The sequence below is a fragment of the Mesorhizobium sp. M0140 genome (assembly GCF_040322475.1).
In the GTDB taxonomy this organism is placed as follows: Bacteria; Pseudomonadota; Alphaproteobacteria; order Rhizobiales; family Rhizobiaceae; genus Mesorhizobium.
Genome location: NZ_JAMYTM010000013.1, coordinates 56861 through 83609 on the forward strand (window position 1 = coordinate 56861; position 26749 = coordinate 83609).

Sequence of the window (26749 nt, forward strand, 5' to 3'; positions counted from 1 at the left end):
GCCGGAGCAAACAAGGTCGGCGGGTGCAGCGCCGCGATTTCCAAAAGAGCGGAAACATCGTGGGAATTCCTATATGTAGTCATCGACCTGACGCCAGGAGACAACGCCGCGTGTTCCTTTCGGTTTTCGACCTGTTCAAGATCGGCATAGGACCCTCGAGTTCGCACACGATGGGGCCGATGACAGCCGCTGCGCGGTTTCTCGACGAGGTCGCGGGAAATGACTGGCCGCGTCCGGCGGGCGTCAAGGTCGATCGGCTTGGCGCAAGTCTGCACGGGTCACTCGCCTACACCGGTATTGGCCACGGCAGTGATCGCGCCGTCATGCTCGGCCTTGCCGGCCTGACGCCGCAGACGGTCGATCCCGACCAGGCCGATGGCATTGCCAGCCGCATCGCCGCCGAAAAGCGCATTTCGCCGCCCGGCCATCCCGCCTATCGCTTCGATCCGGCCACCGATCTGGTGCTGGACCGCAAAACGCCGCTCACCGGTCACGCCAACGGCATGGCGTTCTACGCCTATGATTCCGGCGGCCGCCTGCTGCTCAAGCGCATCTATTATTCGATCGGCGGCGGCTTCGTGGTTTCCGAAGAAGAACTGCAGCGGATGAAAGCCAAAGGTTCGGTGACAACCGAAGGCAAGAAAGTGCCTTATCCGTTCAAGAATGCGGTCGAGATGCTGGCCATGGCCGGCAAAAGCGGCCTTTCCATCGCCGACATGAAACGCGTCAACGAGGAGACGCAGATGACGCGCGAGGAGCTCGACGCCGGCCTCGACGGAATCTGGAGCGCCATGAAGGGCTGCATCGACCGTGGCCTGTCGCAGGATGGCATCATGCCGGGTGGGCTGAAGGTGCGCCGCCGTGCCCGCATGCTGCACGATAAGCTGCAGGAGCAGTGGCAGCAGAACAAGCCCAATCCTTTGCTCGCCAATGACTGGCTGTCGATCTACGCCATGGCCGTGAACGAGGAAAATGCCGCCGGCGGCCGCGTCGTCACCGCGCCGACCAATGGCGCTGCCGGCACGCTGCCGGCGGTGCTGCGCTACTGGCTGCATTTCCATCCCGAGGCGGACCAGCCGAGCATTCGTGATTTCCTGCTGACGGCTGCCGCCGTTGGCGGCATCATCAAGACCAACGCGTCGATCTCGGGCGCCGAGGTCGGCTGTCAGGGCGAGGTCGGCTCGGCATCGGCGATGGCGGCGGCCGGCCTGTGCGCCGTCATGGGCGGCACGCCCGAGCAGGTCGAGAATGCCGCCGAGATCGCGCTCGAACATCATCTCGGCATGACCTGCGATCCGGTCGGCGGGCTGGTGCAGGTGCCGTGCATCGAACGCAATGCGCTGGGCGCGGTCAAGGCGGTGACGGCAGCGTCACTGGCCATCAAGGGCGACGGCATCCATTTCGTACCGCTCGATGCGGCGATCGAGACCATGCGCCAGACCGGCCTCGACATGAACGAGAAGTACAAGGAAACCAGCCTTGGCGGGCTTGCAGTCAACGTCGTGGAGTGCTGAAGGCTGGCCTAAACCGCCACTGTGGAGAAGTCGATCCGGTCGTTGACGCGTTCGCGTGCAGGACTAACCTTAAGCGATGTCTCTCAATCTCATAAAACTCTGTGTCGGCTGCGACAGCGTCGAGGATCTCGAAGAGTGGATCGCCTTCCGCCTCGACGAGCGGCGGCGCGCCGGTGAGCCGGTCGAGCAGTATCACACCACCCGTATGATGCCGACGCGCGGCGCCGAGGTTACCGATGGCGGTTCGCTCTATTGGGTGATCAAAGGCAATGTGCAGTGCCGCCAGTTGATCACCGAAATCCGGCCGTTCACCGACAGTGAAGGCATAGGCCGTTGCCATCTGATACTCGACCCCGAGGTTGTACGCACCGACTGGCAGCCACGCCGGGCTTTTCAGGGCTGGCGCTACCTGAAGCCGGCGGACGCGCCGCTCGATCTGGGTAAGGGCAAGGCCGGATTGATCGAGATGCCGCCGAAACTCAGGCGCGAGCTGGCCGATCTCGGTCTGCTCTGACCCCAGGTGGCATCACCGCCTGGCCCTTTGCACTGCCCGATGTGGGGCTTGCAAGCGATGTGGCAACGCCACATCTTGTTTTTCATGAGCGATAAGAAGCAGCCTGTGCCAGCGGGGACCAATCCTGCGCCGATCAAGCCTCAATCCAACGCCGGCGAGATCGACGCCTTCATTCGTCAGGCGAGGACACTTGCCGCGTCGGCGACCGATTCGGGCAGGCTGATCCTTGCTCTCGACGCAACAATGAGCCGCCAGCCGACCTGGGATCTGGCTTGTGAGCTGCAGGGCCAGATGTTCGACGCTGTCGGCAAGGCCGGAACCCTCAGCGTGCAACTGGTTTATTTTCGTGGTCTCGGCGAGTGCCGTTCGTCCGCTTTCGTGAGCGACACCAATGCCTTGAAGCAGCTGATGACGCGGATCGAATGCCGCAGCGGCCACACCCAGATCGGCAAGGTCCTGACGCATGCGTTGAAACAGACGGCGGCCGCCAAGGTCAATGCGCTGGTCTACATCGGCGACGCGATGGAAGAGAATATCGACGATCTGGCCGAAAAGGCCGGCAGCCTCGGCCTTCATGGCGTTCCCGTCTTCGTGTTTCAGGAAAGCCATGATTCCGGCGCAGAAAAGGCGTTCAAAGAGATTGCGCGGCTGTCCAAGGGGGCTTGGTTTAGATTTGATCGGCGGGCTGCCGCGACCCTGGCAGGACTGCTTTCGGCCGTCGCCGTGTTTGCGACCGGCGGGTTGAAGGCGCTCGAAGCCAGGGGCAGGCCGGAAGACCGGCTGATGATCGAGTATCTGCGGGGCGGCGGAAAATAATGGGCGCGATCATCGCTTTTGGAGCGTTGCTTCTGCTGCTCCTCGGCGCGGTGACGATCTTTCTGCGTGCCGAGCCGGCGAAACTGGCGAGCACGCTGCGAACGCTCGGGCCGGCTCTTCTGGCACTTGTCGGCGTCGCCGTGCTTGTGGTCGGCCGGGAAGGCATCGGCGGCATGATTCTCACCGGCGCAATTGCCTGGTATGGTTCCATGCGCATGAAACGCCAGCCGGCCGGGCTTGCACCGGGCAAACGCTCGACGGTGCGCACAGCGGCATTGGAAATGGAACTCGATCACGATACCGGCGGCCTCGAAGGACTGGTCCTGGCTGGCCGCCACGAAGGCAAGATGCTTGGCGCGATGGGGCTGGCGGAATTGCAACACCTCTACCGCGAACTCTCCGGCGATCCGGAGAGCCGACAGCTGCTAGAGACGTATCTTGACGGCAGATTTCCCGTCTGGCGCAAAAACGCTGAGACGAACGGTGGCGAAGGGCTGGGTGTTGCGCCAGGTCCGGGCGCCATGACTAAGGAGGAGGCCTACAAGGTCCTTGGTCTTGAAGCGGGGGCCGCCGCGGCGGATGTCCGCAAGGCGCACCGCCGCCTGATGCAGCGCCTGCACCCCGATGTCGGCGGCACGTCTTTCCTGGCGGCGCGGATTAACGAAGCCAAGGACGTCTTGCTCTCCAATCACAACTAGTCTCCTTCGACGCAGAATTTTTCCGGGAGATGGCTTGCACGCCGTCCTACTGCTGGACGGCGTAGCACTCGATGTTCTTCTTCTTCAAAGCGGTACAGGCCTTCCAGGCGGCGGTCTTCGAACCGAAGCCACCGAAGCGGGCGCGGTAGTAGGTGACGCCATCCTTGTCGAAGGCGACAGTGAAACCGGAAGCGTCCTCCAGCACCTTGGGCGCCTGCTTGGTGGTCTTGTCGAGAAAGGCCTGGGCCTCGGACTGCTTGGGCGACGAGGCGACCTGAATGGCCCAACCCGAAGGCACCGACGCGGTGTTGACCGGGTCGACAGCCGCCGGCGTCGGCTCGGCATAGGCCGCTACAACCTGGGCCGTCGCGACTTGGGGGGCTGAAACGATGACGGTCTTGACCTTTCTGGTCTTGACGACGGGGGCTGCTTCTCCGGCCTGCGCGGTATCGTCTTCCGCGACCGTGGCGTCCTCGGCAACGGTGACATCGTCCTGCGCTATGACAGGCTTGTCGTCCGGTGTCGGAGCGTCATGCTTGGGCAGGAGAACCTTGGCAAGGGCGGTGATCGGGTTGTTGCCACCGGCCTTGGCGACCAGATCGCCACCACCGCGAGTCGACGCCCTCGGCAGATAGGTGTTGATCAAGCTGGCCATCTGATTGTCGCGGCTGCCGCCCGAGGTGCCGCCCATGACCACGCCGACGATGCGGCGATTGCCATCGGAAACCGATGAGACGAGGTTGAAGCCGGAGGCGCGGGTGTAGCCAGTCTTGATGCCGTCGACGCCCTTGATGCGTCCAAGCAGACGGTTGTGGCCGTTGATGCGCTGGCGCCCATAGAGAAAGGAGCGCTGCGAGAAATAGCCGTAATACTGGGGAAAATGCTCGCGCAGCGCGATGCCGAGCGTCGCCATGTCGCGCGCGGTGGTGAACTGGCCGGGGTCGGGCAGGCCATTGGCGTTGCGGAACACGGTGCCGTTCATCCCCAGCGCACGCGCCTTGGCGGTCATCATGCGGGCAAAAGTGGTTTCATTGCCGCCGAGCATTTCGCCGAGCGCGGTGGCCGAGTCATTCGCCGACTTGGTGACGATCGACAGGATCGCGGTCTCGACCGTGACGGAACCGCCCGGCTTCACGCCAAGTTTCGTCGGCGCCTCGGCGGAGGCCTTGGCGGAAAACACCACTGGCGTGTTCCTGCTGATCTTGCCCTTCGCCATCGCTTCGAAGGTCAGATACAGCGTCATCATCTTGGTCAGCGAAGCCGGATAGCGCCTGCCGTTGGCGTCGGCGGAGTAGAGCACTTTGCCGGTCTTGGCATCCACGACGATGGCCGCCTGCCTGGCCGCCAGCGACGAGGCAACGTCGCCAAAAACGAATGTCATCGCCAGGGCGATGATCATCATCGTTTTGAGAGGGGAGGTAGATTTGGAAACGATGCCCAACAACGCCTTACGCACTGGTACTTCCCTTGGATTTCTTCGTTGCGTTGGAGGCGGCAAAGGGTCCTGCCTCGCTTCCGGCCAAGCTACCGGCGCAGCGTTACCAATCCGTTTATGGTAACCGCCGCGTTCACCATTTTCTTCGGGCTTGTGGCTCTCTTTATTCGATTTTTAGCCATTGGCTGCGCAGGCGGGTCCGCAAGCCCGCGAAATCTTGACTTTTGTGCGGTGCACAATATATTATCTTGCATTGCACAAGGGCGCCCCGAAGAAGGACGCTTCAACCGTCAAGGGAATCGTGAAATGACCCAGACCTATGAGGACTTCAGCAAATACGGCAAAGAGTTCGCCGACACCGGATTGAAGAGCTTTGCGTCGCTGTCCAAGGGCGCGCAGGCGATTGCCACCGAAGCTGGTGAATACACCAAGAAGAGTTTTGAAACCGGCAGCGCCACGGTGGAGAAGCTGTTTTCAGCCAAGTCGCTGGAAAAGGCGATCGAGATCCAGTCGGATTACGCCAAGCAGTCCTATGAGGCGTTCGTCGCCGAGGCCACCAAGATCGGCGATCTCTATGCCGAACTCGCCAAGGAAGCTTACAAGCCATTCGAATCGATCGTTGCCAAGGCAAAGTAATTTTGCCCGGGCGAACTGATTTCGCCTGACGTGACCCCAGATTCAGCCTTTGAACCCGAGAAAAAGCCCGGCCACGGAAACGCGGCCCGGCTTTTTCGTGTCAATTTCCGTTCCAGAGCCTCGCGCCCCTTCACGATTGCGAAAATCGTCCAAGTTTGGTGACCTAGCCATATTGTCAGCTAACCAGAAGGGCTTAAAATCGTACATCGAACACCTACATGTCGAACTCGCATGGGGAATCGAAAGAGGCAGGAATACGTGACGATCGGTTTGACTGCCACGAGACGAGTGGTGCGGATGCAAGACGGCGACGGTAACGGCAATGGGGCCGGCCGTGGGACGGCCGTCATCACGCGCACCAAAACCAAGACCAAGAAGCCCAGCCTTTATCGGGTCCTCATCCTCAACGACGACTACACTCCGATGGAGTTCGTGGTTCACGTGCTGGAGCGTTTTTTCCAGAAGGATCGCGAAGCCGCCACACGCATCATGCTTCATGTTCACAATCATGGAGTGGGCGAGTGCGGGGTCTATACATTCGAGGTGGCCGAGACCAAAGTGTCCCAGGTCATGGATTTCGCCCGACAGAATCAGCATCCGCTGCAATGCGTGATGGAGAAGAAGTGAGGTAACATGCCGGCTTTCTCCCAAGGCCTGGAAAAGGCGCTTCACCAGGCGCTGACGCTCGCCAATGAGCGGCACCATGAATATGCAACCCTAGAACATCTGCTGCTCGCGCTCATCGACGACACCGAGGCGGCCGCCGTCATGCGCGCCTGCAATGTCGATCTCGATGAGCTCAAGCACACGGTTCTCACCTATATCGACACCGAGCTCGACAACCTCGTCACCGGTTACGACGAGGACTCCAAGCCGACCGCCGGTTTCCAGCGCGTCATCCAGCGCGCGGTGATCCATGTGCAGTCGTCTGGCCGCGAGGAGGTTTCGGGCGCTAACGTCCTCGTCGCCATCTTCGCCGAGCGCGAGAGCCATGCCGCCTATTTCCTGCAGGAACAGCAGATGACCCGCTACGACGCGGTCAACTACATCTCGCACGGCATTGCCAAGCGTCCGGGCGCATCGGAGACACGCTCGCCGCGCGGTGCCGATGACGAGCAGGGCGGCCAGAACGGCGCCGAGCCACAAGAGGAAGGCGGCAAGAAGAAGCAGCAGCAGGATGCGCTGACGGCTTATTGCGTCAATCTCAACAACAAGGCCAAGGCCGGCAAGATCGACCCGCTGATCGGCCGCGAGTCCGAGATCAACCGCACCATTCAGGTGCTGTGCCGCCGCTCGAAGAACAACCCGCTCTATGTCGGTGATCCCGGCGTCGGCAAGACGGCGATCGCCGAGGGTCTGGCCAAGCGCATCGTCGAGGGCGACGTTCCCGAAGTGCTGCACAACGCCACCATCTTCGCGCTCGACATGGGCACGCTGCTCGCCGGCACGCGCTATCGCGGCGATTTCGAGGAACGGCTGAAGCAGGTCGTCAAGGAACTCGAGGACTATCCCGGTGCCGTGCTGTTCATCGACGAGATCCATACGGTCATCGGCGCAGGGGCTACTTCAGGCGGCGCCATGGATGCGTCCAACCTGTTGAAGCCGGCGCTGTCATCGGGTGCGATCCGCTGCATCGGCTCGACCACCTACAAGGAATTCCGCCAGTTCTTCGAGAAGGACCGTGCTTTGGTGCGGCGCTTCCAGAAGATCGACGTCAACGAACCGACCATCGCGGACGCCATCGAGATCATGAAGGGCCTCAAGCCCTATTATGAGGAGTTCCACAAGGTGAAGTTCACCAACGAGGCGATCAAGGCCTCGGTGGAGCTGTCGGCACGTTACATCAACGACCGCAAGCTGCCGGACAAGGCGATCGACGTGATCGACGAGACCGGCGCCTCGCAGATGCTGGTTCCGGAAGCCAAGCGCAAGAAGACGATCGGCATCAAGGAGATCGAGGCGACGATCGCCACCATGGCCCGCATCCCGCCGAAGACGGTTTCGGCCGATGACGAGAAGGTGCTGCAGGGTCTCGATATCGAGCTGAAGCGCGTCGTTTATGGCCAGGACACCGCGATCACCGCGTTGACCTCGGCGATCAAGCTGGCGCGTGCCGGCCTGCGCGAACCGGAGAAGCCGATCGGCTCCTACCTGTTCTCCGGCCCGACCGGCGTCGGCAAGACCGAAGTGGCCAAGCAGTTGGCCGCGTCGCTCGGCGTCGAGCTGATCCGCTTCGACATGTCGGAATATATGGAACGCCACACCGTCTCGCGGCTGATCGGCGCTCCTCCCGGCTATGTCGGCTTCGACCAGGGCGGTCTTCTGACGGACGGCGTCGACCAGCATCCGCATTGCGTGCTGTTGCTCGATGAGGTCGAGAAGGCGCATCCGGACCTGTTCAACATCCTGTTGCAGGTTATGGACCATGGCAAGCTGACCGACCACAATGGCAAGCAGATCGACTTCCGCAATGTGATCCTGATCATGACCACCAATGCGGGCGCGTCGGATGCGCAGCGCGCGGCGATCGGCTTCGGCTCGACCAAGCGCGAAGGCGACGATGTCGAGGCGATCAACCGGCTGTTCACGCCGGAATTCCGCAACCGTCTCGATGCGATCATCCCGTTCGGCTCGTTGCCGGTGCCGGTCATTCATCAGGTGGTGCAGAAGTTCGTCATGCAGCTCGAGGCCCAGCTTTCCGAGCGTGGCGTCACCTTCGACCTGTCGGCGGATGCGATCGCCTGGCTCGCCGACAAGGGCTATGATGAGCGCATGGGAGCGCGGCCGCTCGGCCGTGTGATCCAGGAGCACATCAAAAAGCCGTTGGCCGACGAGGTGCTGTTCGGCAAGCTCAAGAAGGGCGGCACGGTGCGTGTCACCGTCGAGAAGAAGGAAACCGGCGAGACCGGCCTGAAGCTCGAATCACTCGCCGACGAGGCGCCGGTGAAGCCGAAGAAGGAAGAGCCGGAAGAAACAACGAAGCCCAGAAAGGCCGTGACGAAAAAGCCCGCGGCCAAGAAGCTGGTGGCGCAGAAGCCCGAAGCCAAGGGCAAGGACGGCGGCAAGCGCAGCCTCGTGCCGCAACTGCCCCGAAAGAACTGACCTTGACGAAAGTCGAAAAAAGCCCCGGAAATGAACTGACCCCATAAAGTTGGACGGTTCATTGAGTTGGTAGGTTTAAGGGCTGGTTCCTGTATTGCACAGGGGCCAGCCCTTTCAGTTTCAGTTTGATGCGGCGGTGGTTGTAATAGTCGATGTAGTCCGTGATGGCGTCGTCCAGGCTTTGAACGGTGTCGAAGGTTCCGGGATGGAAGAGCTCGGATTTGAGGATGGCAAAGAAGCTCTCCATTGGGGCGTTGTCGAGGCAATTGCCTTTGCGTGACATGCTCTGTTGGAGGCCTCTGGCTTCCAGCCTGCGTTGGAATGCCGACATCTGATACTGCCATCCCTGATCGGAATGCAGGATCGGCCTTTCGTTCTCACCAAGCCGGGCGAGGGCTTTGGTCAGCATATTGTCCACCATTTTGAAGCGTGGCCGCCGCGCCGTCTCGAACGCGACGATCTCGCCATTGTAGAGATCCATGACCGGGGACAGATAGAGCTTGTCGCCGGCCAGGCTGAACTCCGTCACGTCGGTCACCCATTTGCGGTTGGCGCGGTCGGCGCCGAACTTGCGCTGCAACAGATCGGGAGCGGTCCGCCCAGCCTCGCCCCTGTAGGAGCGATACTTCTTCGGCCTGACCAGCGACTTCAATCCCATCCCGGCCATCAGGCTCTGGACGGTCTTGTGGTTGACGCGCCGGCCCAACCGGTGCAGTTGCGCAGTCACCCGGCGATAGCCGTAGCGACCCTTGTGGCTGTCGAAGATGGCCTTGATCGCCGCCTTCAGCGCCGCATGGCGGTCCGAGCGCTTCGCTGCTTTCTGTCTGTAATAGAACGTGCTGCGCGCAAGCTTCGCCAGCTCGAGCAGCCCCTCAAGCGAATGCAACGGCCTTAACGCCTGGACGGCTTGCGCTTTTTGAGCGCATGTCCCTGCGTTAAGGCCTCTAGTTTTTTTAGGTAGTCGTTCTCCATCCGCAGATGCTTCAGCTCAGCCAGCAGTTCTTCGCGGCTTTTGGCCTCGTCACTGGCTGCAACAGGCACTGCGGGGGACGGCGGCTTTGACATGGGTCGTCCTCTGGGACGTGGGCCGAGCGCCTCTATCCCGCCCGCATGATAGCGCTTCTCCCAGCCCGTCAGGCAACTGGCATTGCGGATATTGAACAATGCAGCCGTCTGCCGATACGACAGACCTTCCTCCCACATTCGCTCAAGCACCGACAGCCTGAACGCCGCGTCGTAACGACCGTACTTACCAGATAGCCCGGCATCGCCATGCGCCTGGTACAACGCAACCCACTTGCGAACAGTGGCCGCATCAACGCCATGCATCGACGCCGCACTCGCGCAGCTCTCATCCCCGCCTAAATAGCTATCGACAACCGAGCGCTTGAAACTCTCGCTGTATTTGGACATGCAAAACCCCCGAAGGTTGTGTCCAACTTTCGGGGGGTCAGTTCAAAACGGGGCTTTTTTCATTGGAGCGGGAGGACGCATGGCCGGGCAGATCATTATCCTGAACGGCGCGCCGCGATCGGGAAAATCAAGCATCGCGAGGGCTATTCAGGAGAGCTTCGACGGCGTCTGGCTCAATCTCGGCGTCGACGTCTACGAGCAGGCCACGCCGGCACGCTATCGGCCTGGGATTGCGGCCTGGCGGCGAGCGTCCGGACCTTGAGGCCCTCGTGCCCGGATTATACGCCGCGCTCTACGAATCGATAGCCGCTCATAGCCGGTTGGAGCTGAATGTCGTTGCGGATGTCGGCCATCACGATGCCTATTCGAAACCGCTCCACATCCTGGCCGATTGCGCTCGCCGTCTCGCCGGTCTGCCGGTGCTGCTTGTCGGTGTTCGCTGTCCGATCGAAATCATCATGGAGAGGCGAGCGGTGAGCGCGACGGACAAGAGATATGTGACCGGCTCGCCCGACGATCCCGTGCCATTGCCCGTGCGTCTGTGGCAGGAAGAGGTTCACCGGCCAGGCATATACGATCTGGAGGTCGACACCTCGCTTCTGAACCCTGTGCAATGCGCGGATGCGATCCGCCTGTGGCTTTCTTCGGGGCGGCGGAGTTGACGGCGTTTCAAAGGCTTTCGGACCCGTCCTTGTTATGGCATCGGTCGTCCTGGGTCAGAATTGCCATCCGACGGCTTTTTTCACTCCAAATTAACGCCATCCGGCCATTTTTCGACAATGGTCTTACTTCCCGCAGAACGGACGATCCTGACTGTCGCGTTGGCGCTGGTTGCCGTTTGCATGTTCCTTGCCTGGGACAAGAACGTTACCCTCGCGCTTGACAGTTATGGTTTTTCCGTCGGCTTTGCGGTTGTGATGATTGCCATTGGCCAATTCTACCGTCGTGTTCGCAAGGCTGAGCGGATCGCGCTCTCCACACACGTTCTGGCCCTGTTTGTTTTCTATTCAGTGCCGGCCGCGCTTTTCAACCTTCTGCTCTTGCCGCGGCCTTTCGCGCCGATCGACGCTACGCTCGTGCGGATGGATGCTTGGCTCGGCTATTCCTGGCCTGATGCCTGTGCATGGATTTCCCGCTATCCACGCCTCTCGGACATTCTCAGGCAGGTCTATACCCTGACGCTGGCCCAGATCCTGTTTGCCTTTCTCTTCCTGGGTATGGCCAACGATCGGCGGCGCTGCACGCGGCAGCCTTGGCGACGGTATTCGGATCTCTGGCCACCATCTTTTGCTGGGCGCTGTTTCCGTCCAGCGGGGCGTCCGCCTATTGGACCTTGGCGCCTGAAATCGACCGGATCGTTCGGCCGGTGGTCAATTCAGCTTACGGTTCGGAATTGAATCGGCTGCTGGTTGAGGGCGTCACAGACATTTCGGAGTTGCAGGTGACGGGGCTTGTGGGATTCCCTTCATTTCACACGGTGATGGCGCTGATGTCTCTAATCGCAATCTGGCCGTACAGGCTTGCGCGTCTCGCGCTGATTCTCGTCAACACCGCTTTGCTGCCGGCTATTCTGATCCATGGCGGGCACAATCTCATGGATGTGCTCGGCGGAACCGTGATCACGGTGATATCCTGGTGGCTCGGGCTGCGGGTGTTCGAAGCACAAGATCGCCGTCTGCCTCGGCTTGGATACGCCGTGCCGGCGATCGAGACCTGACGTCAATTCGTCGTCAGCGCCGCCCGTATCTCACCGGCGTTTTCGGCCAACACCTCCGGCTTCTCCATCTCGCCCGTGTGCGGCTTCAGCGGGACGCCGTTGAAGCGCGGGATCACATGCACATGCAGGTGGTACACGGTCTGCCCCGAGGCCGGCTCGTTGAACTGCATGACGGTGACGCCGTCGGCACTGAAGGCCTTTTTTACCGCCTGTGCTATCCTCTGAACGACCGTGAAAAGCGGACCGAAAATCGACGGATCGGCGTCAAGCAGGTTGCGCGACGGCACCTTCGGCACCACGAGCGTATGGCCTGGCCCCTGCGGCATCACATCCATGAAGGCTATGAACGCATCGTCCTCGTAGACGCGGTGCGAGGGAATTTCGCCGCGCAGGATTTTCGCGAAAATGTTGTCGGTGTCATAGGCGGTTTCAGCCATGGCAATGCTCCGGATTGTGACTTTCGTGTAGCGAAGCCGTCGAAAGTCGGCAAGGCGATCGTCGACCCTGCCCCTCCGGGCAGCCGGTCGCTACTCTTCTAAATCCTTGCGGAACGGGGTGTGCCCCTCGAGATATTCGCTCATCCGCTCCACCTCGTGGCGTTCACGCTTGAGATAATCGGCGACGGCATTGCGCAGGCCTGGGTGTGCAATGTAGTGCGCGGAATGCATGGTCACCGGCCGGTAGCCGCGCGCCAGCTTGTGCTCGCCCTGCGCGCCCGCCTCCACCACCTTCAGCTTGCGCTCGATGGCGAAGTCGATCGCTTGGTGATAGCAGACCTCGAAATGCAGGAAGGGATGGTCCTCGATACAGCCCCAGTTGCGGCCATAGAGTGCGTCGGAGCCGATGAAATTGATGGCCCCGGCAATGTATCGCCCGTTGCGCCTCGCCATCACCAGCAGGATGTCGTCGGCCATGCGTTCGCCGATCAGCGAAAAGAATTGACGGTTGAGATAGGGCCGACCCCATTTGCGGCTGCCGGTGTCCATGTAGAAGGCGAAGAAATCGTCCCAGGCCTTCTCCGTGAGGTCCTTGCCGGTCAGCCGGTCGATCGAAATGCCTGGGGCAAGCGCTTCACGCCTTTCCTTCTTCATCGCCTTTCGCTTGCGCGAGGCAAGGGTGGCGAGGAAGTCGTCATAGGTCGAAAAGCCTTCGTTGAAGAAATGGAATTGCTGGTCGGTGCGGTGCAGGAAGCCTGCCGCTTCCAGCACCTCCACATCGCTCTCTTGCGCGAAGGTGACATGCGCGGAAGAGACGCCGAGTTTTTGCGTCACCGCCTTCAGGCCCGCCACGAGACCGGCCTTTACTTTGGCGCTGTCCTCGCCTTTGCTGACCAGCAGGCGAGGGCCGGTGACCGGGGAGAACGGCACGGCACTTTGCAGTTTGGGGTAGTAACGGCCGCCGGCGCGCTCGAAGGCATCCGACCAGCCATGATCGAACACATATTCGCCCTGGCTGTGCGATTTGAGATAACAGGGCACCGCGCCCAGCAATCTGCCTTGCCCGTCCTCCAGCCTGAGGTGATGGCCCTGCCAGCCGGTACGCCGCACGGCGCATCCAGAATCTTCGAGCGCACTTAGAAAAGCGAAGGAAACCAAAGGATTGTAACTGGTTTCTGAATCTCCGCGCGCAGTTCCGGCAAAGCCGTTCCATTCATCACAGGTGAAGGCGCCGATGCCCGCGGCGACGCGGATCGAATAGTCCGCATTGGCCGTTTGTCCGTCACCCTCGTCGCCCTGATCCATGAGGCTTATTTAAGCTCCGTCCGGCCTGGTACAAGTCACGTTTCAGACACTCAGGCGACTTTGACCAGATCGGGTTCGAACCCTTCGAACGTCATCTGGTCGGCATATCTGAAGGTCAGGTCGACCGCCGGCTGGTCATGCACCGTCCAGGTGATAACAGGCATTTTCAGCCTTTCACGCACGAAGCTGACAAATGGGTTCGGCAGGTCGCCGGCGGCGTAGGAGGTGAAGGCGATCTCATGCGCCAGCATGGCGAAATGCGCCTCGATCAACCCGACGTCCTTGCCGTAGGCGGTGAGCCCCCCTGGGATACCCGGCGCGTCCTTCGGAAAATCGCGGACCAGCCAGTGGTCGAACGACATGATCGCCGCTTTGCCCTTGTAGCGCTTGAGCATCTTGCCGACGCTTGCCACCAGGCCTTCGTCATAGCCGGGCGTGCCTTTCAACTCGACCACCAATGGCACGCGGCCGTTCACCAGGTCGAGCGCTTCCTGCAGCGTCGGCACATGGTCCGCCGTGCCACCGACCCTGAGCGCCGCGAGTTCAGCTGCGGTACGCTGCCAGACGAAACCATCCTGGCCGGTCAGGCGCTTGAGATCGCCGTCATGGATGATGACGGGAACACGGTCGGACGACAGGTGCACGTCGCATTCGATGGCATAGCCGCGCTCGGCGGCCGCGGCGAAGGCCGACAGCGTGTTTTCCCAGCGCGTCTTGTTCATGTCGTGGAAGCCGCGATGGGCGACGGGCCGGGCGGTCAGCCAGGATAGGTCGGTCATATCTATCCCCTGGCTCATTCGATTTCGAAGACGGCTTCGATTTCCACTGCGGCATTAAGCGGCAGGCAGGCGGTGCCGACGGCGGAGCGCGCATGCTTGCCACGTTCGCCAAGGGCCGCCACCAGGAAATCGGAGGCGCCGTTGGCAACCAGATGCTGCTCGACGAACTCAGGTGCCGAGGCGACGAAAACGGTGATCTTCACCAGACGGCTAATCTTCTCGAGGTCGCCGAGTGCTGCCTTGGCCTGCGCCAGGATGTTGATCGCGCAGTATTTTGCCGCGTCCTTGCCGCCTGCCGTATCCAGATCGCGACCTAACAGCCCGCTCGCCTGCAGCTTGCCGTCCTTGAGCGGCAATTGCCCGGCGGTGAACAGCAGATTGCCGGTCCGGCAATAGGGCACGTAGTTGGCGGCGGGCGCGGCGGCGACGGGAAGCGTCACACCCAGATCACTTAGCCGCTTTTCGATTGTTTCACTCATGGTATTTCCCTATTGCTTGGTGACGCCGCGCCGGCCGGGCCGAAATTGCTATTTTTGCCTCGCTTCCGCCACGACTTTTTTTAAGCTGGACCATCTTTCCCTGCGGCCTGCCATCAGTCGCGACGATCGGAGTACCTCATGCGCGCAACGCGCCTCGCATTCCATGCCGTCCTGTTGTCGGGAGCCCTCTCGATAGGCCCTGCCTTTGCCGCGCCGGCGCTGCAAGCCCACCGCGCCGTCTACGATCTTACCCTGAAAAAGGCTTCCGATCAGTCCGGCATCACGGGCATATCCGGCCGCATGGTCTATGAGTTCAATGGCTCGGCCTGCGAAGGCTATACGGTGAAATTCCGCTTCGTCACCCAGATCGTCACCGCCGACAACACCAGGTTGACCGACCAGCAGACGACCACTTTCGAGGACGCCGAAGGCAAGACTTTTTCGTTCGTGACAAAATCCTTCGTCGACCAGAATCTCGACAAGGAGGTCAAGGGCATCGCCACGAAAGAGACCAAGGGCCTGAAGGTCGACATCGACAAGCCTGAAAAGAACAGCGTCGAGCTGGCGACAACCCAATTTCCGACCCAGCACCTGGTCGAGCTGATCGGCAAGGCCGAAAAAGGCGAGAATTTTTACGAAACGAACCTGTTCGACGGTTCCGAAGACGCCAACAAGGTGATGACCACCACTGTCGTGGTCGGCAAGAAAACCGATGCCGACAAGGCCGACCCGGAAGCTTCGGCACTGGCAAAGCTCGCCACGGACAAATACTGGCCGGTCGACATCGCCTATTTCGACGACACCAACAAGACGGGCGAAGAGGTGCCGGAATACCGTATCAGCTTCAAGCTGCATGAGAACGGCATCACCCGCGATCTCGTCATGGACTATGGCGACTTCTCGATGACCGGCAAGCTGGTCAACCTGTCGCTGTTCGACCAGACGAAACCCTGCCCCGCCAAATAGTGCCGGTCTAGGCAGTTGATTTACCACGACACGGCGTGGTCGTTGCGATCGACTTGAACGTGCCGCAATCGTCTCTCAACCTCTCCCAGCGTCCAGGCGCGAGGGGGATCAGCTTGAGCAGGATCGATACATTCGTCGCGCCGCGGCCCAACCCGGCACTGATCAGGGCCATGACATCCGTCAACCGGATCGTCATGCTGCGCGGCATTCCCGGATTTCGGGATCTGTTGCCGTTCAATCGCCTGGCCGGTCTTCGCGGCGTCGCCAATGTCCGCCATATCGACTTTCCCGACGCCGATCTTGAGCGGCTGAAGGCCAGTTGCGGGGCAGGGAAGGCGACCTTCATCACGCCCAATCATCCCGAGTTCTTCACCGACTGGATGATCGACAAGGAGATTGTGTCGCAGGTCAGCCCGCTCACGGCCTCATGGGCAACCAACGGTGTCGTCAACGGCCTTGGCCGGCTGATGCAGAAGTTCTGGCTGGCCAACAATCTGATCGCCCAGATTCCGGGCAACAGCGGGGCAGCCAAGGAACACTCGATCGCCTGGGCCTTGAAAGGCCATGGCGTGCTGCTGCATCCCGAAGGCGGCGTCGGCTGGCATGCCAATGTCGTTGGGCCTTTGCTGCCGGGTGCCGTCGAGATGGGGCTCGAGGCCCTCAAGCGCGGCCGGGCCACGGATCCGGATTTCAAGGTCTGGATCGCGCCAGTCGTCTGGAAGCTGGCCTTCACCGGGAATGTCGAAGCGGCGCTGGCGAAGGAATGCGCCTATGTCGAGAAAAGCCTGAAAATAGAACGCCTTGCGACCGACACGCTGCCGCAGCGCATCCACCATGTCTATTCGACGCTGCTGGCCCGCGATGAAGCAGCATCGGGCATGCCATCCGACGAAGGCGCAACCTATACCGAGCGTCAGCAGGCATTGGTTGCTGAACTCGGCCGCCGACTCGGCGAAAGCATCTCGCCCGACACTGATGTCACCGACGCAACCGAACTTCTGCGGCGGGCGCGTCGTTGGCAGCGCGAAAACAGTGGCGATGCGGAAGGCCGAAAGCAGGTCCGCGCGCTCGCCGACACGATTCAGAGGCTGCAACGCGTCGGGCCCTGGGCCGCGGCCAACCCGCGCATCAGCCTGGAAGAGATCGCCGAACATCTGAAGCGGGTCCGCAACGACTATTGCCGGGGCGGACTGCGTGACACGATCAACCGGTTCATTCCGCAGCCGGCCGGACCGCGTTGCGCCCATATCCGGGCGCCGGAGGCGCTGGGCCTGCATGAGTATGCCGGCTCGATCGACGATGCGGTTGCCGAGTTGCATCGTCGCATGCAGGACACAATGACCAGCACCGTGGCTGAAGTCGAGGCCGGCGGCGGCTTCATTTTCTATCCGAATCCCTTCTATCATCGCTAGACGAGTGCCTGTCGGCGCAAGATGAAGGAATACGGCAAGCCTCATGGCAGTCTATGTCGACGCAGCGATCTGGAACTGGGCCGGCCATCGCTGGTGCCATCTGTTGGCCGACGACACCGACGAGTTGCATCGCTTTGCCGCCCGGCTCGGCGTCAAGCGTTCATCGTACCAGGGACCGCCCAAGACTTCGGCGCCGCATTATGACATAACGGGCTTCGAGCGTGATCGTGCGGTGCGGCTCGGCGCTATCGAATGCAGCCGCGAGGAGATCGTCGCGGTCTTCCGGCGGGTGCGGGTGCCGAACGGCAAGGTCAAGCGCTGACAGCAGGGCGCGGATCGTCGCACGCAACACCACGGATCCTGCGGCGCTTGCGTTTATCGCGCATCCCCTCTATATGCGCGCTCATTCCACACACGGACTTTGGTGTCTGCCCGGGAGAAATCCGGCTGAAACCTCCGGTGGCGTTCGAGGACAAAGTCCAAAAATGCCTGTGTCCGTGGAGGCTAACCGGAAAGGAACTTTGAATGGCACTGCCTGATTTCAGCATGCGCCAGCTTTTGGAAGCTGGCATTCACTTTGGCCACCAGACCCACCGCTGGAACCCGAAGATGGCGCCCTACATCTATGGCGCCCGCAACAACATCCACATCATCGACCTGTCGCAGACGGTGCCTTTGCTGCACCAGGCGCTGAAGCAGGTTTCCGACACCGTTGCCAAAGGTGGCCGCGTGCTGTTCGTCGGCACCAAGCGCCAGGCCTCCGACATCGTCGCCGATGCGGCACAGCGTTCGGCTCAGTATTATGTCAACTCGCGTTGGCTCGGCGGCATGCTGACCAACTGGAAGACGATCTCGAACTCGATCCAGCGCCTGCGCAAGCTCGACGAGATGCTGGCCGGCGAAGCGCAAGGGTTGACCAAGAAGGAACGCCTCAACCTCGACCGCGAGCGCGAGAAGCTCGACAAGGCGCTGGGCGGCATCAAGGACATGGGCTCGACGCCCGACCTGATGTTCGTGATCGACACCAACAAGGAAGCGATCGCCATCCTCGAGGCCAAGCGCCTCGGCATCCCGGTCGTCGCCATCATCGATTCGAACTGCGATCCGGACAAGATCGACTTCCCGATCCCCGGCAATGACGACGCGGCCCGTGCCATCCAGCTCTATTGCGACCTGATCGCCAAGGCTGCGATCGACGGCATCGCCCGCCAGCAGGGCGCGCTCGGCGTCGACATCGGCGCTTCGGTCGAAGCTCCGGTCGAACCCGCGCTCGACCCGGCTCCGGCCCCGGCGTCGGAAGCTCCCGAAGCTTGATAATCGAAGGCCGGTTGCGGCCTTCATCTTTCTCATATTCTGGCACGCTAAACAGACGCACCATCGAATACCGATGGTGCGTCGGTGCATTTAAAACAAAGAGGCGACAATGAGCATTTCGGCTGCACAGGTCAAAGAACTCCGCGACTTGACCGGCGCGGGCATGATGGATTGCAAGGCCGCGTTGACCGAGACCAACGGCAACATGGAAGAGGCCGTCGACTGGCTGCGCAAGAAGGGTATCTCCAAGGCCGACAAGAAGGCTGGCCGCACCGCGGCTGAAGGTCTGATCGGCGTCGACAATGGCGTGCGCGAAGCTGCCGTCGTGGAAGTCAATTCCGAGACCGACTTCGTGGCCCGCAACGCCGCGTTTCAGGAAATCGTCGCCAACGTTGCCAAGGTTGCGCTGGCCTATGGCACGACGGAGGCTGTGGCCGCCGCAAAGTATCCGGGGTCCGACAAGTCGGTTGCCGACACCATCAAGGACGCTGTCGGCACCATCGGCGAAAACATGGGCTTCCGCCGCTCGGCCAAGCTCACCGTTCCGCACGGCGCTGTCGCTACCTACGTTCACAACGCGGTTGCCGACGGCCTTGGCAAACTCGGCGTGCTGGTCGCGATCGAGACCACGGGCAATGAGCATGCCGCCAACGCCTTTGGCCGCCAGGTGGCGATGCATGTTGCCGCCACCAACCCTCTGGCGCTGACGGCAGAGCAGATCGATCCGGCCGCGGTCGAACGCGAGAAGGCGATCTTCTCCGACCAGGCGCGCCAGTCCGGCAAGCCGGAAGCGATCATCGAGAAGATGGTCGAGGGCCGTCTGCGCAAGTTCTACGAGGAAGTCGTGCTCCTGAAGCAGGCCTTCGTGCTCAATCCCGACATCACTGTCGAGAAGGCGCTGAAGGATGCCGAGAAGGAGATTGGTGCGCCGGCCAAGATCACCGCCTACCTGCGCTTTGCGCTGGGCGAGGGCATCGAGAAGGAAGAGACCGATTTCGCCGCGGAAGTCGCTGCAGCGGTCAAGAAATAGCCCTTTCCAGGGCTCACGAACTCAGGCAACTCGGCCGGGTGTCCGCAAGGAGGCCCGGCCGATTTCTTGTGCGGTGTCGATAAAGGCCCTGAGCTTCGGCGCCATCGCCGCCCGGCGAGGGAAATAGAGGAATAGCCCCGGTTCCTCGATCGCCGTCTGCGGCAGCACCTGGACGAGGCGGCCCGCGGCAAGATCGGCGCGCGCCAGCGGCTCGAACACATAGGCAAGCCCGACGCCTGCAAGCGCAAGATCGATTGCTGCGAGCGAATCCGTCACGACAACGCTGCCCCGCGTCTCCATGGCGATGTCCTTGCCATCCTCGATCAAATCCCAGCGATAGAGCGCACCGGAGCGGACGAGCCGGTAGCCGATACAATTGTGGTTCGCCAGGTCGGCAACGCCGCCGGGACGGCCGTGCCTTCCGATATAGGCGGGCGAGGCGACGATGACGACGGAGAATGGCGGCGTCAGCCGGACCGCAACCATGTCCTGAGCGATCATCTCGCCAAGCCGGACGCCGGCATCGAAGCCTTCGCCGACGATATCAACCAGACCCTGGTCAGCGAAGACCTCGACCGTAACCTCCGGATAGCGCTCGGCCATCGCCGCGACCACCGGCGTCACCGCCAATGGTATCGCTATGTTGGAGGCGTTGATCCTGAGCAGGCCAGACGGCCTGCCTTTGACGCTGCGGATGCGGTCCATCCGCTCGGCAATATCCTGGAGGGCCGGAGCCGCCGTTTCCACCAGCGCCTTGCCGGCCTCGGTGAGCGAAACGCTGCGCGTCGTGCGGGCGAACAAGGGCTGGCCGATCCGCTCTTCGACAATGCGCACCGCATGGCTGACCGCCGAAGGGCTCATGCCGAGTTCGGCGGCGGCAAGCGCGAAGCCGCCACGCCGGGCAACGGCGACCACGACCGGAAGATGGCTGAGCAGATCGCGATCCATTCATGAATGATATCGCATGGTCTTTGCGAACAATGCAACCTTATCGATGCCAAGGCGGTGGTCCACATTGTCGCCAACTCATCGGCGATCGGCTGATGGCACTGAGGAGACGAGACATGAACACGTTAAAGCACGTAACTTTCACGGCAGGCATGGCGTTGGCGCCGATGGATGCCGGTGGGGCGGAGCCATCAGACTGGCGGGCCCTTGCAGACGAACGCGCGGTCATTCGCATTGCCGATGCCATCGACCGGGCCGTTGACGCCCAGGACTGGAAACTTGCACGCGGCTATTTTGCGGATCGGATCACCGCCGACTTCAGCAGTCTCTCCGGACAGCCGGCGGCCAACATCGCTTCCGACGATCTGGTTGGCGCTTGGGCGGCCAACCTCAAGGGCAGCAAGACAAGCCTGCATCTGCGCACCAATCACCAGGTCGCTCTCAAGGCGGACACGGCGACTGTCCTGTCGAACGGCTATGCTTGGAACCGGATGGAAGGCAATGGCGACCCGCTTTGGGAGGTCTGGGGCACCTATGAGCATCACCTGACGCGTTTTGCGGATGGCTGGAAGGTCGATGGCTTCGCGTTCCACATGACACACGAGCGCGGCAATCCCTGGGTCAAGAACACTCCGGGCCAGTGACGCGCGGGGTATCTATCACCAAGCATTGGAAGACGATCATGACCATGACCTACTACACTCTTGGCAACAGCGGCCTTAGGGTCAGCCGACTGGCACTGGGCACGATGACTTTCGGCAAGGAATGGGGCTGGGGAGCCGACAGGGATACGGCGCGGGCGATTTTCGACGCCTATGTCGAGGCGGGCGGCAATGTGTTCGACACGGCGGATCTCTACACAGATGGCACGGCCGAAGCCTGGCTTGGTGAATTCATCGCCGAGCGCGGGCTGCGCGACACGGCGGTGATAGCCAGCAAGTTCACCATGAACATGCAGCCCGGCAATCCGAATGCTGGCGGCAACGGCCGCAAGAACATCATGCGGGCCGTCGATGCTTCGCTGAAACGGTTGGGGACCGACTATATCGATCTCTATCTCATGCATGTCTGGGACAGGCTGACCCCGGCTGAAGAGGTCATGCGCACGCTGGACGACCTGGTCCGGATGGGCAAGGTGCGCCATGTCGGCCTTTCCGATGTGCCCGCCTGGTATGCGGGCCGCGCACAGGCGATCGCCGAATTGCGAGGATATGAGCCGGTTTCGGCGCTACAGCTCGAATATTCGCTGGCCGAACGCGCGATCGAGAACGAGTTCGTGCCATTCGGCACGCGCCATGGCGCCGGCATCATGGTGTGGAGCCCGCTGGCCGGCGGTTTGCTGAGCGGCAAGTATCGACCGGCCCAGACCGGAAACGGCCGCCTCGACGGATTTCGCAACTCGACGCATCCGGGTTTCCAAAAGTTCACGCAACGCAACTGGGCTATCGTGGCCGAACTCGAGAAGGTCGCATCCGAGGTCGGCCGCAGCATGCCTCAGGTCGCGCTCAACTGGGTGGCCACGCAGCCGGGGATCGCAACCGTCATCCTCGGTGCGACGACGCTCAGCCAAATGCGTGACAATCTTGGCGCGCTGGATTTCGAGATTCCGAAAGCGCATCGCGACCGGCTGGAGAGAGCCAGCAGAACTCCAGCGCCGTTTCCCTATTCCTATTTCGGTTCGCAGATACAGGCGCGCGTTACCGGCGGCGCGACAACCGGCGACAAGCCCCCCAACTACGTGTCACCGGTGCTTATCGAAGGAGAGTCGGCCAGCGTGTCCACCAATTGATCAATGGGCAGGAAACCGGCAATTTGCCGTTTGGGCGCCGCGTGACATCGCGGCGCCCTTCGTGTATCGGAACGCCATTGTTTCGGATGGCGCGCCTGCGCCAGAGCAGCCACCCGGAACGCGCCACATGCAAATGAAGAGGCCCAGATGACGGTGAAGCCCCTCTACCGACGTGTCTTGCTGAAAGCGTCGGGCGAAGCACTGATGGGCGAGCAGCATTTCGGCATCGACGTTTCAGTAGTGGATCGCATCGCCGGCGACATCGCCGAGGCGCGTGCATTGGGCATCGAGGTCGGCGTCGTCATCGGCGGCGGCAACATCTTTCGCGGCGTGGCCGTTGCCTCCAAGGGCGGCGACCGTGTCACCGGCGACCACATGGGCATGCTTGCCACGGTGATCAACTCGCTGGCGCTGCGCACGTCGTTGAACAAGATCGGCGTCGACGCCGTGGTGCTTTCGGCGATCGCCATGCCCGAACTTTGCGAGAGCTTTTCGCAGCGCCAGGCGACCGCCTACATGAACCAGGGCAAGGTGGTGATCTTTGCCGGCGGCACCGGCAATCCATTCTTCACCACTGATTCGGCCGCAGCCCTTCGCGCCGCTGAAATCGGCGCCGACGCGCTGTTCAAGGGCACTCAGGTCGACGGCGTCTACTCGGCGGACCCGAAGAAGGACCCGAATGCGACGCGTTTCGAGCGCATCAGCCATGGCGAAGTCATAAATCGCGGCCTTTCCATCATGGATACCGCTGCGATTGCACTTGCGCGCGAAAACAACATTCCGATAATCGTCTATTCGATCCACGAAAAAGGTGGTTTCGGCGATATTCTGAGGGGCGGCGGCCGCTGCACGGTCGTCGCGGACGATTGATCGGCGGCCTGACCCGAAAAGGGAAGCCGGTTTTCGGAAGTTCGATTCGAAGACGGCCCCGAAGCAGTGAGCCCGCATTAGACGGTCGAGGAGATAAAGATGAGTGGTGAGTACGACGATCTCAAGCGGCGCATGGATGGGGCCATTGCCGCGTTCAAGCATGATCTGGCCTCGCTGCGGACCGGTCGCGCCTCCAGCAATCTGCTCGATGCGATCCAGGTGCAGGCCTACGGCACCACCATGCCGATCAATCAGGTCGCCAACGTCTCGGTGCCGGAGCCGCGCATGATCTCGGTATCGGTATGGGACAAGTCGATGGTTGGCGCGGTCGACCGCGCGATCCGCGAATCCAATTTGGGGTTCAACCCGATCGTAGACGGCACCAACCTCAGGATTCCACTTCCCGAACTTAACGAACAGCGCCGCAAGGAACTGGTCAAGATCTCGCACACCTACGCCGAGAACGCCCGTGTCGCCGCGCGCCATGTGCGCCGCGACGGCATGGACTTCCTGAAGAAGGCGGAGAAGGACGGCGACATCAGCGAAGACGATCAGCGCAAGCGCTCGGACCAGGTCCAGAAACTTACCGACGAGACGATCAGCAACATCGACCACCTGCTTTCCGATAAGGAAGCTGAAATCATGCAGGTTTAGGGTCATGGCCGCCGGCTGACCCGAAAGCAAGAACATGGCAACGCCCGCGCATGTCGCGATCATCATGGACGGAAACGGACGCTGGGCCAAGGCGCGCGGCATGCCCCGTCTTGCGGGCCACCGTGCCGGTGTCGAGGCGCTGCGCAAGACGGTGCGCGCGGCACCTGGGCTCGGCATTTCCTACCTGACCGTCTATGCTTTCTCGTCGGAGAATTGGTCGCGGCCGAAGTCCGAGGTCAGCGACCTGATGGGCCTCTTGAAAATGTTCATCCGCCGTGACCTTGCTGAACTGCACCAGAGCGGTGTGCGGGTTAGAATCATCGGCGACCGGGCAGGGCTGCAGTCTGATATCAGGGGACTGCTCGATGAGGCCGAAACGCTGACGGCCGCAAACGAATCGCTGACGCTGGTGATCGCCTTCAACTATGGCGGACGAGACGAAATCGTTCGCACGGCACAAAAGCTTGCGGCGGCCGTGGCGCGTGGCGAACTCGACGCCGAGGCGATATCAGCCGAAAGTTTTGCCGGCGCGCTTGATACGCAAGGCATTCCCGACCCGGAACTCGTCATCCGCACCAGCGGCGAGCTTCGGTTGTCAAACTTCCTTCTGTGGCAAGCCGCCTATAGCGAACTCGTCTTCCTGCCTTGCTATTGGCCCGACTTCAGCCGCGAGCACCTTGCGGAAGCTTTGCGTGAGTTTGCTGGCCGCGAACGCCGTTTCGGCGGACTTGGAGGCCAGGACGTCGCTTCGCGACCGGCCGCGGGATGAGCAATCTTCAACTCCGTATCGTTTCGGCGATCGTGCTCGCCATCATCACTCTCGGCTTGACCTGGATCGGCGGTTTGCCGTTCCGGCTGCTGTGTGCCGTGATCGTAGCGGCGATCTTCTATGAATGGACCCGCATGTCGCGGCCAACCGGGGCAACGGGTCTGGGTTTCCTGCCGGAAGCACTGCTGGTTGTCTTCATTGGCGCCTTGATTGGCGGCCTGGCCTCCTCCTGGCTGCTACCGCTTGTGGCGGCCATTGTTGCCGCAACGGCGATAGCCGCCTCGGTTCGCAAGACCGGACAATGGGATGCGAGCGGCCTTGCCTATGCCGCGGTTTCAGGCCTGTCGCTCGCCTTGCTGCGGGATGGCGATCGTTCAGGCCTCATTGCCATCCTGTTCCTGTTCGCGGTCGTCTGGGCCACCGATATCCTTGCCTATTTCGTGGGGCGCGCCGTTGGGGGGCCGAAACTGGCGCCGGCGATCTCGCCCGGCAAGACGCGCAGCGGCGCACTCGGCGGCGCTGTCGGCGGCGTCGTCGCCGGGCTGGTCCTCGCCGCAGCTGCCGGTGTCGGCAATCTGGTATTGCTCGGCTTGGTCGCGCTCGTGCTGTCGATTGTCTCGCAGGCAGGCGACCTGTTCGAATCCTGGATCAAGCGCCGCCATGGCCGCAAGGATTCGGGGGCGCTCATCCCGGGCCATGGCGGCGTCATGGATCGTGTCGACGGGCTTGTCGCAGCGGCATTCGCCCTATACGTCATCGGCTGGATTTCGGCGAACGCCGATCATCCGGCGCAGGGTCTGTTTCCCGTTTGAGCGATGTCATTTCAGGGTCCTATGCGCGGTGCGCCTTGGATTCGCCCGGATTGGTGTCACAGTCACGGCGCAGTCTGCGCCGTGGAAGAATTTGAGGGTTTGTCTTGAACGAGATTCTTCACGCGCTTTTCAGCACAGAAGGCTTTGTCCTGGGCACGCTGGTGCCATTCCTCTTCGTGCTGACAGTGGTCGTGTTCGTCCATGAAATGGGCCATTACCTTGTCGGGCGCTGGTGCGGCATCGGTGTCAGGGCCTTCTCGATCGGCTTCGGCCCGGAACTTTTCGGCTTCAACGACAGCCACGGCACGCGCTGGAAACTGTGTGCGATACCGCTTGGCGGCTATGTCAAATTCGTCGGCGACATGAACGCCACATCGAGCCAGCCCACGTCGGAAGAAATTGAAACGCTGACCGAGGAAGAGCGCAAGGTCGCCTTCCACACGCAGCCGATCTGGAAGCGCGCGGCAACGGTGGTGGCCGGACCGTTGTTCAATTTCCTGCTGACGATCGTCGTCTTTTCCGTGCTGTTCACCGCCTATGGCCGCTATGTCGCCGAGCCCATGGTGGCCGAGGTGACCGCCGACAGCCCGGCGGCGAAGGCCGGCATTCTTCCCGGCGACCGATTCGTCAGCGTCGACGGCAACAAGGTCGAAACCTTTGGCGACGTTCAACGCCTGGTCTCGGGCCGTGCCGACGACGCAATCACCTTCGTCATGCTGCGCGACGGCCAGGAGGTCACTGTGACCGCGGCGCCGCGGCTGATGGAACAGGAAGACGCGCTCGGCAACAAGGTCAAGGTCGCCGTGATCGGTGTCGTCAATAACAAGGAACTCGGCCAGCCGAGGCTCATCACCTACACGCCGGTCGGAGCGGTCGCGGCGGCGGTCGAGGAAACCGGTCACGTCATCCAGCGCACCGGCCAGTTCCTGCAGCGCTTTGTTGTCGGGCGCGAAGACAAATGTCAGCTGGGCGGTCCGGTGAAGATAGCCGACATGGCGGGCAGGGCTGCGAAACTGGGATTCGAATGGCTCGTGCAGCTGGTTGCACTGCTATCCGTTGGCATCGGAATTCTGAACCTTTTGCCGATTCCCCCCCTCGACGGCGGTCACCTCTTGTTCTACGGGGTGGAGGCTGTCATTCGCCGTCCGGTGTCGGAACGGATGATGGAAATGGCCTATCGGGCCGGGTTGCTTCTGGTGCTGTGCTTCATGGGGTTCGTTTTTTGGAACGATCTGTTTGGGTGCTGAAATCATGAAGAAATTTGGCTTCTGCATGGACGATGTTGAGACGCCGTTTACCATGCAAGGGGATATGAGTGACGCGAAAGCCACGCCGCAGGG

Annotated in this window: 28 protein-coding genes and 1 pseudogene; 22 read left to right on the forward strand and 7 right to left on the reverse strand. The window is 61.6% G+C overall.

The genetic code is table 11. The features are described from left to right. The first annotated feature begins 110 nt into the window (after positions 1 to 110). The 4 genes from NKJ37_RS15345 (at position 111) to NKJ37_RS15360 (ending at position 3542) form a co-directional block, all read left to right on the forward strand. A complete protein-coding gene (locus NKJ37_RS15345) occupies positions 111 to 1514 on the forward strand; it encodes an L-serine ammonia-lyase (protein ID WP_127295570.1) in 1404 nt (467 codons plus the stop codon). A gap of 76 nt (positions 1515 to 1590) precedes the next feature. Further along, on the forward strand, positions 1591 to 2028 hold the full coding sequence (locus tag NKJ37_RS15350; protein WP_013531780.1) for a DUF1489 family protein: 438 nt from the start codon (positions 1591 to 1593) through the stop codon (positions 2026 to 2028). 84 nt (positions 2029 to 2112) lie between these two features. After that, complete coding sequence (locus NKJ37_RS15355) at positions 2113 to 2844, forward strand: hypothetical protein (protein ID WP_023812953.1); 732 nt, start codon at positions 2113 to 2115, stop codon at positions 2842 to 2844. Further along, positions 2844 to 3542, forward strand: a complete 699-nt coding sequence (locus NKJ37_RS15360; protein WP_023812952.1) for a DnaJ domain-containing protein — start codon at positions 2844 to 2846, stop codon at positions 3540 to 3542. Before NKJ37_RS15355 ends, NKJ37_RS15360 begins: the two co-directional genes overlap by 1 nt. 46 nt (positions 3543 to 3588) lie before the next feature. Here the strand turns inward: NKJ37_RS15360 and NKJ37_RS15365 are convergent, their stop codons facing one another. Further along, a complete protein-coding gene (locus NKJ37_RS15365; RefSeq protein ID WP_352774241.1) occupies positions 3589 to 4998 on the reverse strand; it encodes an SPOR domain-containing protein in 1410 nt (469 codons plus the stop codon). 285 nt (positions 4999 to 5283) lie between these two features. On the opposite strand from NKJ37_RS15365, the gene NKJ37_RS15370 reads away from it, so the two are divergent. The 3 genes from NKJ37_RS15370 (at position 5284) to clpA (ending at position 8715) form a co-directional block, all read left to right on the forward strand. After that, the gene (locus tag NKJ37_RS15370) at positions 5284 to 5613 is read left to right on the forward strand and encodes a phasin family protein (protein ID WP_013531776.1); all 330 of its coding nucleotides are present in this window, start codon (positions 5284 to 5286) and stop codon (positions 5611 to 5613) included. Positions 5614 to 5910: 297 nt separating this feature from the next. Next, a complete protein-coding gene (gene clpS, locus NKJ37_RS15375) occupies positions 5911 to 6240 on the forward strand; it encodes an ATP-dependent Clp protease adapter ClpS (protein ID WP_023812950.1) in 330 nt (109 codons plus the stop codon). A 6-nt stretch (positions 6241 to 6246) separates the two neighbouring features. After that, the gene (clpA, locus tag NKJ37_RS15380) at positions 6247 to 8715 is read left to right on the forward strand and encodes an ATP-dependent Clp protease ATP-binding subunit ClpA (RefSeq protein WP_023812949.1); all 2469 of its coding nucleotides are present in this window, start codon (positions 6247 to 6249) and stop codon (positions 8713 to 8715) included. Positions 8716 to 8773: 58 nt separating this feature from the next. On the opposite strand, the gene NKJ37_RS15385 is transcribed toward clpA, so the two are convergent. Continuing rightward, positions 8774 to 10128, reverse strand: a protein-coding gene (locus NKJ37_RS15385; RefSeq protein ID WP_502895240.1) for an IS3 family transposase whose coding sequence is annotated in 2 segments (ribosomal slippage) — positions 8774 to 9663 and positions 9663 to 10128 — 1356 coding nt in all. Because the reading frame shifts where the segments join, the coding sequence is not laid out codon by codon here. 79 nt (positions 10129 to 10207) lie between these two features. Between NKJ37_RS15385 and NKJ37_RS15390 the strand changes: the two are divergent. The 3 genes and pseudogenes from NKJ37_RS15390 to NKJ37_RS15395 all read left to right on the forward strand — a co-directional run. Beyond that, positions 10208 to 10778 (forward strand): annotated as a pseudogene (locus NKJ37_RS15390) (chloramphenicol phosphotransferase CPT family protein); the annotation flags it as partial. A gap of 72 nt (positions 10779 to 10850) precedes the next feature. Further along, positions 10851 to 11525, forward strand: coding sequence for a hypothetical protein (locus NKJ37_RS31985; RefSeq protein ID WP_502901999.1), 675 nt, complete (start codon positions 10851 to 10853; stop codon positions 11523 to 11525). Then, positions 11411 to 11845: a phosphatase PAP2 family protein gene (locus NKJ37_RS15395; protein ID WP_502901998.1), complete on the forward strand. Its 435-nt coding sequence runs from the start codon at positions 11411 to 11413 to the stop codon at positions 11843 to 11845. Before NKJ37_RS31985 ends, NKJ37_RS15395 begins: the two co-directional genes overlap by 115 nt. Positions 11846 to 11847: 2 nt before the next feature. On the opposite strand, the gene NKJ37_RS15400 is transcribed toward NKJ37_RS15395, so the two are convergent. The 4 genes from NKJ37_RS15400 to NKJ37_RS15415 form a co-directional block, all read right to left on the reverse strand. Then, positions 11848 to 12282: an HIT family protein gene (locus NKJ37_RS15400; protein ID WP_023812944.1), complete on the reverse strand. Its 435-nt coding sequence runs from the start codon at positions 12280 to 12282 to the stop codon at positions 11848 to 11850. 90 nt (positions 12283 to 12372) lie between these two features. Beyond that, complete coding sequence (locus NKJ37_RS15405; RefSeq protein WP_352442393.1) at positions 12373 to 13587, reverse strand: GNAT family N-acetyltransferase; 1215 nt, start codon at positions 13585 to 13587, stop codon at positions 12373 to 12375. A gap of 50 nt (positions 13588 to 13637) precedes the next feature. Then, complete coding sequence (locus tag NKJ37_RS15410) at positions 13638 to 14366, reverse strand: glycerophosphodiester phosphodiesterase (protein ID WP_023812942.1); 729 nt, start codon at positions 14364 to 14366, stop codon at positions 13638 to 13640. Between the two features lie 14 nt (positions 14367 to 14380). Continuing rightward, positions 14381 to 14845, reverse strand: a complete 465-nt coding sequence (locus NKJ37_RS15415; RefSeq protein ID WP_023812941.1) for a RidA family protein — start codon at positions 14843 to 14845, stop codon at positions 14381 to 14383. A 138-nt stretch (positions 14846 to 14983) separates the two neighbouring features. On the opposite strand from NKJ37_RS15415, the gene NKJ37_RS15420 reads away from it, so the two are divergent. The 5 genes from NKJ37_RS15420 to tsf all read left to right on the forward strand — a co-directional run bounded on the left by NKJ37_RS15420 (position 14984) and on the right by tsf (position 19567). After that, complete coding sequence (locus tag NKJ37_RS15420; RefSeq protein ID WP_023812940.1) at positions 14984 to 15811, forward strand: cell envelope integrity EipB family protein; 828 nt, start codon at positions 14984 to 14986, stop codon at positions 15809 to 15811. 113 nt (positions 15812 to 15924) lie between these two features. After that, positions 15925 to 17223 (forward strand): lysophospholipid acyltransferase family protein, encoded by a 1299-nt coding sequence (locus NKJ37_RS15425; protein ID WP_352774244.1) that lies wholly within the window; start codon positions 15925 to 15927, stop codon positions 17221 to 17223. 43 nt (positions 17224 to 17266) lie between these two features. Next, positions 17267 to 17545, forward strand: a complete 279-nt coding sequence (locus NKJ37_RS15430) for a DUF4031 domain-containing protein (RefSeq protein WP_023812938.1) — start codon at positions 17267 to 17269, stop codon at positions 17543 to 17545. A gap of 203 nt (positions 17546 to 17748) precedes the next feature. After that, positions 17749 to 18537 carry a 30S ribosomal protein S2 gene (gene rpsB / locus NKJ37_RS15435; RefSeq protein WP_023812937.1) on the forward strand — a complete coding sequence of 263 codons (789 nt, stop codon included), beginning with the start codon at positions 17749 to 17751 and terminating at the stop codon, positions 18535 to 18537. Between the two features lie 109 nt (positions 18538 to 18646). Further along, positions 18647 to 19567, forward strand: a complete 921-nt coding sequence (tsf, locus tag NKJ37_RS15440) for a translation elongation factor Ts (protein ID WP_023812936.1) — start codon at positions 18647 to 18649, stop codon at positions 19565 to 19567. 21 nt (positions 19568 to 19588) lie between these two features. Here tsf and NKJ37_RS15445 read toward each other — a convergent pair whose 3' ends face one another. Next, positions 19589 to 20515, reverse strand: a complete 927-nt coding sequence (locus tag NKJ37_RS15445; protein ID WP_127295546.1) for a LysR family transcriptional regulator — start codon at positions 20513 to 20515, stop codon at positions 19589 to 19591. A gap of 116 nt (positions 20516 to 20631) precedes the next feature. Here NKJ37_RS15445 and NKJ37_RS15450 point away from each other — a divergent pair, with 116 nt between their 5' ends. From NKJ37_RS15450 to rseP, 7 genes are all read left to right on the forward strand, one after another. Next, positions 20632 to 21159 (forward strand): nuclear transport factor 2 family protein, encoded by a 528-nt coding sequence (locus tag NKJ37_RS15450; protein ID WP_128303617.1) that lies wholly within the window; start codon positions 20632 to 20634, stop codon positions 21157 to 21159. 38 nt (positions 21160 to 21197) lie between these two features. Then, complete coding sequence (locus NKJ37_RS15455; protein WP_352442394.1) at positions 21198 to 22304, forward strand: aldo/keto reductase; 1107 nt, start codon at positions 21198 to 21200, stop codon at positions 22302 to 22304. 147 nt (positions 22305 to 22451) lie between these two features. Further along, positions 22452 to 23174 carry a UMP kinase gene (pyrH, locus tag NKJ37_RS15460; protein WP_013531760.1) on the forward strand — a complete coding sequence of 241 codons (723 nt, stop codon included), beginning with the start codon at positions 22452 to 22454 and terminating at the stop codon, positions 23172 to 23174. A gap of 99 nt (positions 23175 to 23273) precedes the next feature. After that, complete coding sequence (gene frr, locus NKJ37_RS15465; protein ID WP_023812931.1) at positions 23274 to 23828, forward strand: ribosome recycling factor; 555 nt, start codon at positions 23274 to 23276, stop codon at positions 23826 to 23828. 34 nt (positions 23829 to 23862) lie between these two features. Further along, entirely contained in the window at positions 23863 to 24597 is a 735-nt protein-coding gene (locus tag NKJ37_RS15470; RefSeq protein ID WP_023812930.1) for an isoprenyl transferase, read from the forward strand. Then, on the forward strand, positions 24594 to 25409 hold the full coding sequence (locus NKJ37_RS15475; RefSeq protein WP_023812929.1) for a phosphatidate cytidylyltransferase: 816 nt from the start codon (positions 24594 to 24596) through the stop codon (positions 25407 to 25409). The genes NKJ37_RS15470 and NKJ37_RS15475 overlap by 4 nt, the downstream gene beginning before the upstream one ends. Positions 25410 to 25513: 104 nt before the next feature. Continuing rightward, the gene (gene rseP, locus NKJ37_RS15480) at positions 25514 to 26656 is read left to right on the forward strand and encodes an RIP metalloprotease RseP (RefSeq protein WP_023812928.1); all 1143 of its coding nucleotides are present in this window, start codon (positions 25514 to 25516) and stop codon (positions 26654 to 26656) included. Positions 26657 to 26749 lie beyond the last annotated feature (93 nt).

Coding starts and splice junctions, on each gene's coding strand:
- NKJ37_RS15350 (WP_013531780.1), top strand. CDS start 1,591: ATGTCTCTCAATCTCATAAAACTCTGTGTCGGCTGCGACAGCGTCGAG.
- NKJ37_RS15355 (WP_023812953.1), top strand. CDS start 2,113: ATGAGCGATAAGAAGCAGCCTGTGCCAGCGGGGACCAATCCTGCGCCG.
- NKJ37_RS15360 (WP_023812952.1), top strand. CDS start 2,844: ATGGGCGCGATCATCGCTTTTGGAGCGTTGCTTCTGCTGCTCCTCGGC.
- NKJ37_RS15370 (WP_013531776.1), top strand. CDS start 5,284: ATGACCCAGACCTATGAGGACTTCAGCAAATACGGCAAAGAGTTCGCC.
- clpS (WP_023812950.1), top strand. CDS start 5,911: ATGCAAGACGGCGACGGTAACGGCAATGGGGCCGGCCGTGGGACGGCC.
- clpA (WP_023812949.1), top strand. CDS start 6,247: ATGCCGGCTTTCTCCCAAGGCCTGGAAAAGGCGCTTCACCAGGCGCTG.
- NKJ37_RS15400 (WP_023812944.1), bottom strand. CDS start 12,282: ATGGCTGAAACCGCCTATGACACCGACAACATTTTCGCGAAAATCCTG.
- NKJ37_RS15405 (WP_352442393.1), bottom strand. CDS start 13,587: ATGGATCAGGGCGACGAGGGTGACGGACAAACGGCCAATGCGGACTAT.
- NKJ37_RS15410 (WP_023812942.1), bottom strand. CDS start 14,366: ATGACCGACCTATCCTGGCTGACCGCCCGGCCCGTCGCCCATCGCGGC.
- NKJ37_RS15415 (WP_023812941.1), bottom strand. CDS start 14,845: ATGAGTGAAACAATCGAAAAGCGGCTAAGTGATCTGGGTGTGACGCTT.
- NKJ37_RS15420 (WP_023812940.1), top strand. CDS start 14,984: ATGCGCGCAACGCGCCTCGCATTCCATGCCGTCCTGTTGTCGGGAGCC.
- NKJ37_RS15430 (WP_023812938.1), top strand. CDS start 17,267: ATGGCAGTCTATGTCGACGCAGCGATCTGGAACTGGGCCGGCCATCGC.
- rpsB (WP_023812937.1), top strand. CDS start 17,749: ATGGCACTGCCTGATTTCAGCATGCGCCAGCTTTTGGAAGCTGGCATT.
- tsf (WP_023812936.1), top strand. CDS start 18,647: ATGAGCATTTCGGCTGCACAGGTCAAAGAACTCCGCGACTTGACCGGC.
- NKJ37_RS15445 (WP_127295546.1), bottom strand. CDS start 20,515: ATGGATCGCGATCTGCTCAGCCATCTTCCGGTCGTGGTCGCCGTTGCC.
- NKJ37_RS15450 (WP_128303617.1), top strand. CDS start 20,632: ATGAACACGTTAAAGCACGTAACTTTCACGGCAGGCATGGCGTTGGCG.
- NKJ37_RS15455 (WP_352442394.1), top strand. CDS start 21,198: ATGACCATGACCTACTACACTCTTGGCAACAGCGGCCTTAGGGTCAGC.
- pyrH (WP_013531760.1), top strand. CDS start 22,452: ATGACGGTGAAGCCCCTCTACCGACGTGTCTTGCTGAAAGCGTCGGGC.
- frr (WP_023812931.1), top strand. CDS start 23,274: ATGAGTGGTGAGTACGACGATCTCAAGCGGCGCATGGATGGGGCCATT.
- NKJ37_RS15470 (WP_023812930.1), top strand. CDS start 23,863: ATGGCAACGCCCGCGCATGTCGCGATCATCATGGACGGAAACGGACGC.
- NKJ37_RS15475 (WP_023812929.1), top strand. CDS start 24,594: ATGAGCAATCTTCAACTCCGTATCGTTTCGGCGATCGTGCTCGCCATC.